The organism is Microterricola pindariensis, from assembly GCF_002936985.1.
Taxonomy (GTDB): domain Bacteria; phylum Actinomycetota; class Actinomycetes; order Actinomycetales; family Microbacteriaceae; genus Microterricola; species Microterricola pindariensis.
In genome coordinates this window covers 60452-74055 of sequence record NZ_MPZN01000011.1, presented here as the reverse complement: position 1 = coordinate 74055, position 13604 = coordinate 60452, and the positions used below count along the sequence as shown (strand labels likewise).

Below are 13604 nucleotides of genomic sequence, written 5' to 3'. Positions count from 1 at the left end.
TCGGCCGAGCGCCCTCCCCACGTCGGCCGAGCGCCCCTCCCCACTTCGGCTGGACGCCTCTTCCCACTTCGGCTGGACGCCTCTTCCCACGTCGGCTGGACGCCTCTTCCCACGTCGGCTGAGCGAGGAACGAGCGAAGCCCCGGAGCCACAACCTGACACGGCTGCTCGTGTGCGCACCAATGCCGCACGAGGCTCGGGCGCCGCACCCCAGATGCTGCATGGCGGCGCCATCCCGGGCATCCGCGCGCGCATGTCTCTCGCGGCCCCCGATGTGTCTCGCGGCCCGCGATATACCGAGGGCCGCGAGACGAATCGGGGGCCGCGACGGGCCGGATGCCGCCGCCCCCCCCGATCCCGCTGGTCGAGTAGCGAGGAACGAGCGTATCGAGACCTCGCACCAGACACAGCCCTGTGCCGGATACTGGGTCTCGATACGGCCCTGGCGGGCCTACTCGACCAGCGGGGGTGCGGCGGTGTTGGCTTCGGTCGCTGGCGCTCCCTCGAGCCAACGTGATCGGCCGGCCCGGCATTCGCGCGAACTTGCTTCTCGGGGCCCGCGATGTGTCTCGCGGCACGTGGTATATCGGGGGCCGCGAGACGGATCGGGGGCCGCGACGGGCCGGATGCCGCCGCCCCCATCCCGCTGGTCGAGTAGCGAGGAACGAGCGTATCGAGACCTCGCACGCGACACGGTCGCAGTCGGATGCTGGGTCTCGATACGGCCCTGGCGGGCCTACTAGACCAACAGGGGAGCGGCGGTGTTGGCTTCGGTCGCTGGCGCTCCCTCGAGCCAACGTGGGGGCGGCCGGCCCCCGCCTCTCCCCACGCTGGCGGGCGGGCGGCCCCCGCCTCTCCGCACGTCGGCTGGAGGGGGCCGCGCCGCGACGGAGGAGCAGCGCAGCCCCCGAAGCCCGGGAGCCAGCGTGCGTCTGCCGCCGAACCGGCCGGGGGCCCGGTGCCGCTCGGATACTGTTGAGCATGGGAGCGGCCGCTGACGGCCGCGGGATGCCACGGCATCCGTTGAGGAGAAATATGTGGTTCCGGCGCAAGCGCAGAAAGATGGCGAAGTTCGACGCCAGCAAGCTGCCCGCGCCCCGACGCATCACCCGTGAGCGAGCCGTGGACGAGGGCGTGCTGCTGGCCGAGTACGCCACCCGCATGGAGACCAAGAACCAGGTGATCATCGGGGCCCTCCGCGGCGACCGGGACTTCGACGCCGAGCGTTACGCCGAGGTCGTGCGGGAGAACCTCGCGAAGCTCGCCGAGGAGGCCAGCGAGCAGGCGCAGCGGATCAGGGCGGCGCGGCTGGCGGCCAAGAGCACCTCCGGCCTCGCCAGCGGGCACCACGACTACCGCCGCAGCGACGTGCAGAACCTGCTGCTGCGCGAGGAGACCTACTCGGGTCTGGCGCAGCGCCTGACCGAGCTGCGCGAGAACCGCGAGTACGTCGACGGTGTGGTCGAGGCTGCCAAGAAGGCCGCCTGGGACGAGGTCGGCAACGTCGTGGTGTCGACCCTGGCCGCGCAGAACGAGCCCGTCGACCTCGGCGAGAACTACGACGAGGAGCGGCACGCTCGGATGCAGCTGCTGCAGCTCGAAGACCTGCAGGAGCTCGCCACCGAGCGGCGGCACCACAGCGTGGAACGCGCCCCGGCCCCCATCGAGGGAGCGGGGCACGAGCCGGCGCTCGGCTAGTCGTTCTGCACGCTGAGCACGGTGAAGTTGGCGTCGAGCTTCACCTCGAGCTCCGCGCCGGAGTCGAGGCGGACGTCGACCTCCCAGGCGTGGGCGCTGTCGTCGTCGGCGTCGACATCGGTGACGGTCCCGCCGCCGGTGGCGGCGAGGGCGGCCGCGCTGGCCGCGGCCCGGTCGGCATCGGAGACGAGGGCGTCGTCGTCCTGGTGGTCGCCGTCGTGGCCGTGGCCGCTGTGGTCGTCCTGGTCGTCGCCGTCGTGGTCTCCGTGCCCACCGTGGTCGTCACCGAGATCATCCCCGTCGTCGTCCAGGAACGGCGTGCCGCTCGTGCTCGGCAGCGGCGCCGGCGTGGCGCTGCTTCCGCCGTCGGATGCCGCCACGATTCCGCCGAACGAGGAGCCCGGCTCGCCGGACGAGGCGGCAGCGATGGCGATTCCGGCCCCGCCCAGGGCGAGGACACCGGCCGCTCCCAGCGTGCTGATGATGGCGATGCGCTTCTTCATGGTCTGACTCCTGACATTCACACTGTCCTCGTCGCGAGGTCTGGGTCCAGAGTGCGCCCGGGGTGCTGAAGCCAGGCTGAAGTCGGCTGAACGGGCGTTCAGGCGCGCTGCGGCAGCCACACCTCGAAGACGGCGCCCGGCCCGACGGCGCCCGGCCCGACGGCGCCCGGCCCGACAGCTCCCGGCTCTGCGCCGCGCACCGCGACGGTGCCGCCGTGCGCGCGCACGATCTCGGCGACGATCGCCAGGCCCAGCCCGCTGCCGCCGCCGGCCCGGCTGCGCGCGTCATCCAGTCGCAGGAACCGCTCGAACACCCGCTCGCGGTCGGCCAGGGCGATGCCGTCCCCGTCATCGCGCACGACCAGCAGAACGCCGGCCCCGGGCCCGGGGCCGGCACCAGCCCCGGCACCAGCCCCGGCACCAGCCCCGGCACCAGCACCGGCACCGGCACCCGCCGGCCCACCCGGCGCCTCGCTCAGCTCGAACGCGACGGCGCCGCGGGCGTGCCGGGCGGCGTTGTCGGCGAGGTTGCGCACGAGCTGGCGCAGCAGCCCTGCGTCCCCGCGCAGGCGCGCCGGCCCGACCCGGCGGGTATCGACAGCGACCCGGCCGAGCTCGCGCAGGCGCTTCGCCTCGGCGAGCACGACATCGTCCAGGTCGACCTCGTCGAGCGTGAGCGGCAGCGCGCCCTCGTCGGTGCGGGCCAGCACGAGCATGCCCTGCACGAGGTGCTCCAGCCGTCCGCCCTCGTCGAGCACGGCGTCGCTGAGCTCGGCCTGACCGATGCGCTCGGGGTGGGCGCGCGCCACCTCCGCATACTGGCGGAGCGACGCCAGCGGCGACTTCAACTCATGGGAGGCGTCCGAGATGAACCGGCGCTGCGCACGCTGGGCAGCCTCCAGCCGGTCGAGCATGCCGTTCATGGTGTGTGCGAGCCGGCCGATCTCGTCGTTGCCCGGCGGCTCGTCGACCCGGCGGCCGAGGTCTTCGGCCGTCACGGCGTCCAGCTCCCGTCGCATGCGCTCCACCGGCGCGAGGGCCCGACCCACGACGAGCCAGGTCACCAGCGCCACCAGTGCGACGAGCAGCGGCACGCTGACCGCCAGCAACAGCCCGACGGTCGCCAGCGTCTCCGAGAGCTGCGCGGTGCTGCGCCCCGCCACAACGCTCACATGCTCGTCGGCCTCCGCCTCGGCGGTGACGAACCGCACATCGGCCGGGACGGGGTCGGGTTCGGATGCCAGCAGACGGCCGTCATCCGCGAAGATCTGCACGAAACGATCGTCGTCAAAGTCCAGCAGGGTCTCCAGGTGCTCGGGCGTGCCCGGCGCGGCCTCGTCATCGTCGTCCCCGCCGCCGTGGCCGCTGTTGTCCTCGGCCAGCCCGAGGGCGTCGATCTGGGCGGCGATCGCCGTGGCATCCTGCTGGGCGAGGGCCCGGAGGTTCTCGGTGAGTGAGGCACTGAGTGCGAAGTAGAAGCCGAGCGCGCCGAGCACCAGCCCGGCGGCGACGGCCAGGGCGGCCCCGAGGGTGATGCGCGCACGGAGCGAGAGCGCGCGGGCCCGCGGCTCAGCCACCGTCGACTGCCATGCGGTAGCCGGCCCCACGCAGGGTCTGGATGCCGTCGCGGCCGAACGGGCGGTCGAGCTTGTTGCGCAGGTGCCGCACGTACACCTCGACGATGTTGGGGTCGCCGTCGAAGTCGAAGTCCCAGACGCCCTCGAGGATCTGCTTCTTGGAGAGCACGTCGCCCGGCCGCTGCATCAGGAGCTCCAGCACGGCAAACTCGCGCGCCGTCAGCGAGACGGCCGCCTCGCCCCGCCAGACCTGCCGCGTCGAGGGGTCCAGGCGCACATCGCCCGCCTCGAGCACGCGCGGCCTGTCCACCGCGCCGCGGCGGATCAGCGCGCGCACCCGGGCGACCAGCACGGCGAAGCTGAACGGCTTGCTCAGGTAGTCGTCTGCACCGGTGTCGAGGGCCTCGACCTGGTCCCATTCGCCGTCCTTGGCGGTGAGCATCAACACCGGGGTCCAGTTCTGCTCGGCCCGCAGCGTCTCGCACACCCGATAGCCGCTCATGCCGGGAAGCATGATGTCGAGCAGGATGACGGCATACTGCTGCTCGCGCGCCAGCCAGAGCCCGTCCGGGCCGGTTGCTGCGACGTCGACGGCGAAGCCCTCTGCCTCCAGCCCGCGGCGCAGGCCATCGGCGAGCCTGGCCTCGTCGTCGACCACGAGTATGCGCATGCAGCTCCCTCTTCGCGTCGCGACTGTCCGAGTGTGCTCATCATGGCGCATCCGAGCTGAAGCGGGGCTGAAATCATGCGGTGGCGGATGCCGCGGCATCCGCCGCCGCATGAAGCCGGGAGTTCGCTGCGCGCTAGCTGTGCTCGTCGGCGCGCGGTTTAGGCTAGATGGATACGGCAACAATGGCGATGGGTGTGTAGTGAAGATCATCAGTTACAACCTGCGCAAGCACAGTGCCAGCGGTGAGCTGATCTCGCTGTGTGAGCGCTACGCGGCGGATGTCCTCTGCCTGCAGGAGCTCGACACACACGACATGCCCGCCGTGATCGGCGACCTGCGGCTGGCGGATTCGACCAGCCGCAACCGGCTCGGCCTCGCCGTCTATTACCGGCAGACGCGCTTCGACGCGCTCGAGACCCGCGCCTTCTCGCTGAAGAAGTCGCTGCACGACCGCGTGCTGACCCCGGCGCACGAACGGCTGATCGGCACGCGGCTCTACGACCGGGAGGCGGAGCGAGAACTCATCGTCGCCTCCTTCCACGCCGCCCCGCTCACCGCGCTCAACTCGCTGCGCCGGCACCAGATCCACTCGGCCCTCGGCGAGCTCTGGCAGCTCGGCCCCGGGCTGCCGACGCTCATGGTCGGCGACTACAACTACCCGGTGTTCAAGGAGAACCTGAGCAACAAGGTGCGCGACGCCGGCTACGACCTGACGCTCAGCGACAAGCGCACCTACACGCGCTACAAGTTCTTCCGCGGGCACTTCGACCTGGCCACCTCGGTCGGCCTCGACATCGAGCACGTCGAGACGCTGCCGCGCGGCACCTCCGACCACATGCCGATTCTGGTGACGGCGAAATACTCGACGGATGCCGCGGCGCCGAGCCCGGCCGTGTCCTCCGCCCCGGCCGACTTCACCATCTGAGCGGGTCGCGTCGGGGTTCTCGACGGGCTCACTCACCGGGTCAGACTCAATCGCGCGGGCCCCGCTGCGTCGCCTAACGTTAAGGCAGGAACAATCCGGCGCCCGCAGCCGTTCCACGAAGGAGTGGCGCTGTGCGCCAGTCCCGCTCTGAAAGGCAGTCGTGTCACCCCAAGCCTCACTCGCACCAGATCTCGCCCCCGGGACGCCCGTCCCCGAAACACCGGTGTCGGCGCTCACCGACGCCGAGGTCCTCCGGCTGCGCTCAGACTTCCCGGCGCTCGCCGCCGAGGTGAACGGCCAGCCGCTCGCCTACCTGGACTCCGCGGCGACGGCCCAGCGGCCGGCATCCGTGCTCGACGCCGAACGCGAGTTCCTGCTGACGAGCAACGCCGCCGTTCACCGCGGTGCGCACACCCTGGCCGGGCTCGCCACCGAGGCGTTCGAGGACGCCCGGGCGACCCTCGCCGACTTCCTCGGCGCCGACCCGGACGAGATCGTCTGGACCTCCAACGCCACCGACGCGCTCAACCTCGTCGCCTACGCCATCGGCAACGCCTCCCGCGGCCGCGGGGGAGAGGCCGCGCGCCGCTTCGCGCTGTCCGCCGGTGACGAGATCCTGGTCACCGAGGCCGAGCACCACGCCAACCTCATCCCCTGGCAGGAGCTCGCCGCCGCCACCGGCGCCACCCTGCGCTTCATCCCCGTCGACGACGCCGGCATCTACACGCTGGCGGATGCCGCGGCCGCCCTCACCGAGCGCACCCGTATCGTCGCCATCGGCCACGTCTCCAACGTGACCGGCTTCGTCGCGCCCGTCGCCGAGATCGCGGCGCTCGCGCACGAGCGCGGCGCCCTAGTCGTGCTGGACGCCTGCCAGTCCGCCCCGCACCGGCGCCTGAACGTCGCCGAGCTCGGCGTCGACTTCCTCGCCCTCTCCGGCCACAAGATGCTCGGCCCCTCCGGTATCGGCGTGCTCTGGGGCCGCGCCGAGCTGCTGAACGCGCTGCCGCCGTTCCGCACCGGCGGCTCCATGATCAGCACCGTCACGATGACCGAGGCCAGCTACCTGCCCGCCCCGCAGCGCTTCGAGGCCGGCACCCAGCCGGTGTCGCAGGCCGTCGCCCTGGCCGAGGCCGTGCGCTACCTGGACAGCGTGGGACTGGAGCGCATCGACGCCCGCGAGAACGAGCTGGCCCAACGGATGCTGGCCGGGCTCGCGCTGATCGACGGCATCCGCGTCGTCGGCCCCGCCGCCGGCGTGCCCCGCGCCGGGCTGGTCAGCTTCGACGTCGACGGCGTGCACGCGCACGACGTCGGCCAGTACCTCGACGCCCAGGGCATCGCCGTGCGCGTCGGCCACCACTGCGCCCAGCCGCTGCACCGCCGGCTCGGCCTCACCGCCACGACCCGGGCCAGCGCCTACGTGTACACGACGACCGAGGAGGTCGACCGCTTCCTGGCCGCTGTCGCCCTGGTGCGCCCCTACTTCGGTGTCACCGCCACGACCACGACGGGAGCACAGGCATGAGCGCGCTCGACGGGCTGTACCAGCAGCTGATCCTCGACCACTCCAAGAAGCGCTTCGGCGACGGACTGCTCGAGCACCACGACGCCCAGCACTTCGAGCGCAACCCGAGCTGCGGCGACGAGATCACCCTGCAGCTCGCGCTGGAGCCCGGCACCGACACCGTCGCCGCGCTCGGCTGGACGGGGGCCGGGTGCAGCATCTCGATGGCGTCCGCCTCGGTGCTCTCCGAGATGGCCCCCGGCATGAGCGTCGACGAGCTGCGCGCGCTGATCGGTGAGTTCCGCGAGATGCTGCGCTCGCGCGGCGCCGGCGAGCCCGACGACGAGGTGCTCGGCGACGCGGTCGCCTTCCACGGCGTCTCCAAGTTCGTGATGCGCATCAAGTGCGCGATGCTCGCCTGGGTCGCCACCGAGGCCTGCCTGCTCGAGGTGCGCCCCGCCGCGTAGGCGCGGCCGCCCGCTCGCCGGCGCTGGCTCAGAGTCTGGTGCCGCGTGCCTGCCGCAATCGGGCGCTGAGCGGGGTGCGTTGCGCGTGCACGCGGGCGACCGCGGTCACCGCCACCACGGCACCCGCGGCGACGATCGCGCCGATCGCGGTGGCGCCCGAGAACGGCTCGGCGCTCAGGCGAGCCACCCCGACCCAGGCCAGACCCCACACGAGCGAGAGTGTGGGTGCGATGCGGCCGCCGCCGTAGACGGCGAGCAGGATTCCGACGACACCGGCCAGGGCGAGCACGGCCACCGCCCACACCTCGGCGCCGATGCCCCAACCATCGAAGCCCGCGGCAACGAGCACCGCCGCGATGTTGGCCGCGGTGGCGACGCACACCCAGCCGAGGTAGAGCCCGATGGTGCCGTCGGTGACGATGCCGTCGACGGCGCCGGTTGGCGGGTCCTGGATCGTGATGACGAAGGCGCGGGCGAGCACGACGAGCAGCGCGATGATGACCGGCACGCTCAGCCAGATCAGGTCGAACTGCACGCTCAGAATCCACGCCGCGTTCAGCAGCAGCGAAGCGGCGACGAGGTAGCCCAGCCTGCGCTGCCGCGCGGCCCGCTTCTGGCCGGGGAGGAACTGCCAGACCGCGTACACGAGCAGGCCCAGGTAGATCAGGCTCCAGATGCTGAACGCCCCGGTGCCCGGCGCGATGAGGGTGGCATCCGCCGCCAGGGCGCCGCCAGCGGCATCCTGGATCGGGGTTCCGCCGGCCGCGCCAGACCCGATGAACGAGCCGGCCACGGCGATAACGGCGCTGGCTGCCACGGTGAGCTGGCGCACCAGGTCGCCGGGGCCGCCGGGAGCCGGGGCGGTGGAGTGCGGCGCCGCGTCGGCGAGCTCGGGGTGAGAGTGGTCGGTCATGGCGCTTCCCCTCGGTCGGGGCCGCCGAACCAGGCAGCCTCCATTCAGGCTATGCGCCCGACTCGCGATCGCTCCCAGACTTCGCTCGGAGCGGCGTGCAATCGTCGCCCGGGTCGCCACAGAGCCTGCCTGCTCCAGGGGCGCCCGGCCGCAGAGGGCCCGGCCGAATAAGAGGGCCCGGCGCTCAGCCGGCCGTCGCCTCCACTCGGCCGGCGGCGACGGCCGCCTGCAACGCCGTGAAGTCGGCGAGCGACTGCTCCGCGTAGGCGAAGGACCACTCCACGATGGCGCGGTCGGCGTTGTCGCCGCTGCCGAGGTAGCCGACGACGGCGGGCGCGCTCGCGCTCTGCGCGTGCGCCCGGGCGAGGAGCGCCGCGCACCCATTGGCGTAGGTGCCGAAGTCGCCGACGCTCAGTCCCTCGATGTCGATGGAGCCCTTGCGGTCCCGGAACTGGCGCACGTAGAAGTCTCGGCCGTTGTCGGCGCGGAAGTAGCCGAGGAACGAGTCGGACACCGCCTGCAGGATGCGCTGTGAGGCGACCACGCGGAACCCCTCGTTGTCGGCGAACTCCGGCCCGCGTGCCGGTGTCGGCAGCCGGTGCGCGTCCCGCCCGCCCCACGTCTCCAACACCGAGGGCGGTGCCTCCTTGATCTGCAGAACCAGGCGCTCACCCTGCGGCCCGGTGAGAAGCAACACGAAGCAGCGGGTGCCGACGCTGCCCACGCCGACGACGCGCATCGCGACATCCGCCAGCGTGAACTGGGCGAGCAGCACCGCGATGTCGGCCGGCACGGATTGCACGTACTGGGCGAAGAGGTCGGCCACGACGCCGCCGCGCTCGGAGTCCAGGTGCTGCAGCAGCGGCGGGTTCTCGATGATGCGCAGCCGGCCGTCCGGCAGCGTCTCGGTGACCTTGTCGGCGAAGGCCTCGGAGGTGCGCTTGCGAGCCTGCTTCGCGGCCCGGTCGAGCATCCGCTGGCCGGAGCGGCCGAGCCCGGCGCGGATCTGGTCGGTGTCCGCCCGGAAGTAATAGCGCTCGAGCACCGTGAGGCGCATCATGCCGGTGAGCACGCGGCGGTAGTTGAGCGCGGCCTGCGTTGCGGCTTCCCGCACCTCGGGCTCGCCGAAGCCGGCATCCCTGGCCCCGATGATGACGCTGGTGACCAGCCGCTTCACGTCCCACTCGAACGGGGCGGGGCCGGCCTCGTCGAAGTCGTTGAGGTCGAAGACGAGGTTGCGCTGCGGGGAGGCGAACAGGCCGAAGTTGCTGATGTGGGCGTCACCGCAGCTGATCACCTCGATCTCGGATGTCGCGCAGCGGGCCAGGTCGGCCGCCATCAGGCCGGCGGTGCCGCGGTAGAACGCGAACGGGCTGGCCAACATGCGCCCCATCCGGAGCGGCACCAACTCGGGCACCCGGTCGGCATTCTGCTCGGCCAGCAGGGCGACGGGGTCGCGCTCGCTCGGAATGTACTCGGCTAGGTCGCGGCGGGGCGTGAGCGCGCGCATGGCGCGGCCCTCCACCATGCTCTCGGCCTGGCTGAGGTGTTGGGCGTCTACGGCGGTGCTGATCGGGGACATCGGCGGCCTCTCTCGGGTGTGAGGCGAGGATACCGGGCGCTGCGCGCTGTCTGCGTGCTCGTCTACGATCGGGGCATGCGATTCGAGTTCACGTCACCGCTCTGGGAGTGGAGCTCGCAGGGAGCGTCCTGGTTCTTCGTGACCCTGCCGGAGGAGGCCAGCGACGACCTCCGCGAGATCCCGCGGATGCCGCGCGGCTTCGGCGCCATCAAGGTGCGCGTGACGGTCGGCGGCACGAGCTGGCTCACCTCGGTGTTCCCTGACTCACGCACGGGCGGGCATTGGCTGCCGATCAAGAAGGCCGTGCGGGTGGCCGAGGGCCTCGAAGACGGCGAGCCGGTGCAGGTGAGCCTGGAGCTCGTCGAGCTGTAGGCGGCACGTGGATGCCGGCTGGCTGATGTCGGCCGGCTGCGGGTCAGTGCTCTCCCAGCAGCTCCGGGCTGGCCGCGATGTGGGCCTCGCCGTCGAAACCGTCGATGCCGTTGATGAGCGAAACCTGGATCATGTCCTCGAACCGGCGGTGGCCCTCTTTTGTGGAGTTAGAGCCCGAAGCCCTGCAGGGCGTCGGTGATCTCCCGGCGCATCTCGGTGTCGTCGATGGTGGCTGTGCCGTCGCCCGGCTGCACGCCGTAGTCGCCGAAGCTGGCGTGGTTGGCGCCGTCGATCTCGACGAAGACGGTATCCGCCGGCAGCAGGTGCGCGGCCTCGTCGATCTTCGCCGGGGTGCTCAGGCCGTCGTCGCTGCCGCTGATGCTCAGCACGCGCAGCCCGGAATCGCTGAGGTCGTTGGCACAGTAGCTGCCGAACAGCACCAGCCCGGTGACGCCGTCGGCTGCGGCATCCGCGGTGTCGGCCATCTGGCAGGCACGCACGCCGCCGAGGGAGTGGCCGCCGACGAACCACTCGGTGACCTCCGGGGCGTCGTTCGTGAAGGTGTCGAGCGGGCGTGTGTCGAAGAACGCCAGGTTGAGCGTCGGCTTGGTGATGACGACCGTCGCGCCGGTCTGCTCCACGATGCCGGAGAGCTTGTACATGTAAGCGTAGGGGTCAACCTTGGCGCCGGGGATGAACACGAGTCCGACCTCGGAGGCGTTGTTCGTGGGGGAGAGCACGACCGAGTGGTCGGTGGCGGTGACCGTGATGTCGGGGTTGCGCCACACCTCGAGCGAGGCGGGCCGCTCGCCCAACATCACGCTGTGTGCCCAGAACAGCACGCCGACGACGAGCAGCACGAGCACGCCGAGGATCCAGAGCACCGTGCTGCGCAGGCGGTGCCTGTTCGGGCGGCGGGTGCGGGGGGACGGGATCTCGGATGCGCTGCTCACGGGTTCTATTCTCGCAGCGTCCGCCGCGGCCGGCCGGGGTCGGCACTGCGTGCTGTGCGGTGAGTGCGTCGTTTTAGCCGGCGAGGGTGTCGATCTGGATGCGCCCGCCGCGGCGGGGCGTGCGGTCCGGGTCGACGTTCGGTGGCGGGATGAACCACGGCACGTTGCGGCGGATCTGGATCTGCCAGCCGTCGCGGTGTATTCGATGGTGGTGGCCGCTGCAGAGCAGGACGCCGTTGCTGAGATCGGTGCGCCCCTTGTCGCGTTTCCACCAGGAGATGTGGTGGGCCTGGGTATAGCCGGGCGGGTGTGGGCAGCCCGGCCAGGCGCAGCCGCCGTCGCGCAGGGCGAGCGCGCGGCGCTGGGCGCGGCTGAAATGCCGCCGGGTGCGGCCGAGGTCGAGGAGCTCGCTGTCGCCGCCGAGGACGGCGGGGATGAGGTCGGCGCTGGCGGCGAGCCGTCGGGCGCTGTCGGCCGAGATGCACTCGGCGACCCCTTCTATCTGGGCGCTGCCGATGCCGCTGGTGAGTTCTCCCAGCGTGGTCGTGACCATGAGGGTGGCGCCGCGCAGGGCGGGCTGGGCGTTGTCGCAGCCGAGGCCGTGCCGGGCGATGTCGACCAGTGCGTCGAGGCGCATCGCGGCCAGGTCCCGACCGTCGACGAGGGCCGGGTCGGTGTTGTCGCGGTTGGCGTGCAGCTGCGCGCTGACGATGGCGTCGATCGCGGTCAGCAACACGCCGCCGCTCTCCGGGTCGCAGCTGGCGTGCAGCTCGATCATGCCGTCGGCGGTGGTGCGCCTGGTGAGGGCACGTTGGCGGCGCAGCTCGTCTTCCCGCGGGCGGATTCCGTCTTGGTCGAGGCGATCCCGCCAGAGCCGGCACAGCTGAGCGATGTCCGCGACGGAGAGCGTCGCGGCGGCGGCCACGAGGGCGTCCTCGGCGGCCCGCATGTGCTCGTGGTCGGCGCGGGGAGCGACTGCTTCCAGCATCCGAACGATGAGCGCGGCGGCATCGGTGCCGATGAGGTGCTCGGCGAGTGCAGCAGCGACCGCCGGAAAGGGCGGCCGGATCACGGCGCCGGTGAAGCTCAGACCGGTCGCGGTGCGCTCGCCGAGGCGTTGCAGCTTGGCGGCCTCCCCGACGGGCACCCGCATCACCTCGGCGAGGAACCCGGGTGCGGACGTCGAGCCCTGCTTCGTGCAAAGCCGCTCCGGGCCCAGCTCGGGGCGGGAGCGGTGGCCGATCTCGGCGGCGACCCGCACCCTGAGCGCGTCGGTGGCCCGTTGCACGCACTGCAGCTGTTCGAGGGTGTGGATGAGGGTGGCATCCGTCATGCCCTCCAACTCCGCCTCGAGCTCACGGCCAGCGTGCTCGCCGGGGAACGGGGCGAAAGGGGCGGGTGCGGCCTGCTGCCAGGAGGTGGCCAGCTCGGCGACAGTCTCGCTGAGGGCTTCGACCGCTTCGTTCACCGTGCACCTCCTTGTGCCCGTCGCCGCAACTCCGTGCGGACTGCTCTGCTTCTAGATACAGCCTCTCACCAGCCACTGACACGGGTTTTTGCAAGCACCGCGTCGGCGGTTGAGCGCGCGATTCGGGCGCACAGCGCGCCGTCGCCGGCGTCAGGCTGCCGGCACGGCCTGGGCCGGGCAGCTCGCGAGCACGCCCGCGATCGCATCGTGCTCGGCCTGCGTGACCCACAGGTTGTAGGCGGACTTGACCGCGACCTGCCTGGCCACGTACTCGCACCGGTAGCCCTTGTTCGGCGGCAGCCAGGTGGCGGCGTCGCCCGCGCCCTTCTGAGAGTTGGCCCGGCCCTCGACGGCGAGCAGGTTGAGCGGGTCGTTGGCGAGGGCGGTGCGCTGCTCGACGGTCAGCTTCTGCGCGCCGGTCTCCCACGCGTTCATCAAGGCGACGACGTGGTCGATCTGCACGTCCTGCGAGGTGCCCTGGCCGCGCACGAAGTCGATGGTGGTGTCGGTGTACGGGTCGGCGAGCCGGCCGCTCAGCACGCGGCATCCGGCCGGCCGGTCGATGCCGGTGAGGTCGCGGGCGAGCACGTCGTTGCGGGTGTCGCAGCCGTTCTGGTCGACGTCGCGCCAGGCGGTGCCGAAGCTTTCGGTGCGGTCGTAGCCGGTCTTCGGGGCGCGGCCTTTGACCGGCAGGGTGTCGAGCTGGGCGAGGGCGGTTCCGGATGCCGCGGGCGGCGCGGCCTCGGCGCCCGGGGTGATCTCGTCGGGGCCGGTCAGCGCGGTGACGGCGGCGATGCCGATCGCGAAGAGGACGGGCAGGGCCGCCCAGCCGGCGAGCGTGCGGCGCTTCTTCGAAGGGGTGCGTCGGGGGTGGGACCTGGTACTCATTGCCGCCTTGTGTTCGGATGCCAAACCTCAAGGCTATGCGAGGCCACCGACACGGATGCCGTGAGAAGGTGTTGGCTTCGGT

At 71.8% G+C, this 13604-nt stretch carries 13 protein-coding genes; 5 read left to right on the top strand and 8 right to left on the bottom strand.

Features of this window, described 5'->3' with window-relative positions:
* The first annotated feature begins 1034 nt into the window (after nucleotides 1-1034).
* On the top strand, nucleotides 1035-1697 hold the full coding sequence (locus tag GY24_RS05365; protein WP_133161129.1) for a hypothetical protein: 663 nt from the start codon (nucleotides 1035-1037) through the stop codon (nucleotides 1695-1697).
* On the opposite strand, the gene GY24_RS05360 is transcribed toward GY24_RS05365, so the two are convergent.
* The 3 genes from GY24_RS05360 to GY24_RS05350 all read right to left on the bottom strand — a co-directional run bounded on the left by GY24_RS05360 (nucleotide 1694) and on the right by GY24_RS05350 (nucleotide 4447).
* Nucleotides 1694-2200 (bottom strand): PepSY domain-containing protein, encoded by a 507-nt coding sequence (locus tag GY24_RS05360; protein ID WP_104474708.1) that lies wholly within the window; start codon nucleotides 2198-2200, stop codon nucleotides 1694-1696. The genes GY24_RS05365 and GY24_RS05360 overlap by 4 nt on opposite strands.
* 98 nt (nucleotides 2201-2298) lie before the next feature.
* Nucleotides 2299-3777 (bottom strand): ATP-binding protein, encoded by a 1479-nt coding sequence (locus GY24_RS05355; RefSeq protein WP_104474707.1) that lies wholly within the window; start codon nucleotides 3775-3777, stop codon nucleotides 2299-2301.
* Nucleotides 3770-4447 (bottom strand): response regulator transcription factor, encoded by a 678-nt coding sequence (locus GY24_RS05350; RefSeq protein WP_104474706.1) that lies wholly within the window; start codon nucleotides 4445-4447, stop codon nucleotides 3770-3772. The genes GY24_RS05355 and GY24_RS05350 overlap by 8 nt, the downstream gene beginning before the upstream one ends.
* Before the next feature lie 199 nt (nucleotides 4448-4646).
* Between GY24_RS05350 and GY24_RS05345 the strand changes: the two genes are divergently transcribed.
* The 3 genes from GY24_RS05345 (at nucleotide 4647) to sufU (ending at nucleotide 7346) form a co-directional block, all read left to right on the top strand.
* Complete coding sequence (locus GY24_RS05345; protein ID WP_104474705.1) at nucleotides 4647-5372, top strand: endonuclease/exonuclease/phosphatase family protein; 726 nt, start codon at nucleotides 4647-4649, stop codon at nucleotides 5370-5372.
* Between the two features lie 223 nt (nucleotides 5373-5595).
* Nucleotides 5596-6900: an aminotransferase class V-fold PLP-dependent enzyme gene (locus GY24_RS05340; protein ID WP_104474704.1), complete on the top strand. Its 1305-nt coding sequence runs from the start codon at nucleotides 5596-5598 to the stop codon at nucleotides 6898-6900.
* On the top strand, nucleotides 6897-7346 hold the full coding sequence (sufU, locus tag GY24_RS05335) for a Fe-S cluster assembly sulfur transfer protein SufU (RefSeq protein WP_104474703.1): 450 nt from the start codon (nucleotides 6897-6899) through the stop codon (nucleotides 7344-7346). The genes GY24_RS05340 and sufU overlap by 4 nt, the downstream gene beginning before the upstream one ends.
* Nucleotides 7347-7374: 28 nt before the next feature.
* Here sufU and GY24_RS05330 read toward each other — a convergent pair whose 3' ends face one another.
* A complete protein-coding gene (locus GY24_RS05330) occupies nucleotides 7375-8259 on the bottom strand; it encodes a TspO/MBR family protein (protein ID WP_233279208.1) in 885 nt (294 codons plus the stop codon).
* A 184-nt stretch (nucleotides 8260-8443) separates the two neighbouring features.
* Nucleotides 8444-9841, bottom strand: coding sequence for a DUF2252 domain-containing protein (locus GY24_RS05325; protein WP_104474702.1), 1398 nt, complete (start codon nucleotides 9839-9841; stop codon nucleotides 8444-8446).
* Nucleotides 9842-9916: 75 nt separating this feature from the next.
* Here GY24_RS05325 and GY24_RS05320 point away from each other — a divergent pair, with 75 nt between their 5' ends.
* Nucleotides 9917-10213, top strand: coding sequence for a DUF1905 domain-containing protein (locus GY24_RS05320; RefSeq protein ID WP_104474714.1), 297 nt, complete (start codon nucleotides 9917-9919; stop codon nucleotides 10211-10213).
* Nucleotides 10214-10380: 167 nt separating this feature from the next.
* Here GY24_RS05320 and GY24_RS05315 read toward each other — a convergent pair whose 3' ends face one another.
* From GY24_RS05315 to GY24_RS05305, 3 genes are all read right to left on the bottom strand, one after another.
* Nucleotides 10381-11166 (bottom strand): alpha/beta hydrolase, encoded by a 786-nt coding sequence (locus GY24_RS05315; protein ID WP_233279207.1) that lies wholly within the window; start codon nucleotides 11164-11166, stop codon nucleotides 10381-10383.
* 73 nt (nucleotides 11167-11239) lie between these two features.
* Entirely contained in the window at nucleotides 11240-12634 is a 1395-nt protein-coding gene (locus GY24_RS05310) for an HNH endonuclease signature motif containing protein (RefSeq protein WP_104474701.1), read from the bottom strand.
* 150 nt (nucleotides 12635-12784) lie between these two features.
* Nucleotides 12785-13522, bottom strand: coding sequence for an HNH endonuclease family protein (locus GY24_RS05305; RefSeq protein ID WP_104474700.1), 738 nt, complete (start codon nucleotides 13520-13522; stop codon nucleotides 12785-12787).
* Nucleotides 13523-13604 lie beyond the last annotated feature (82 nt).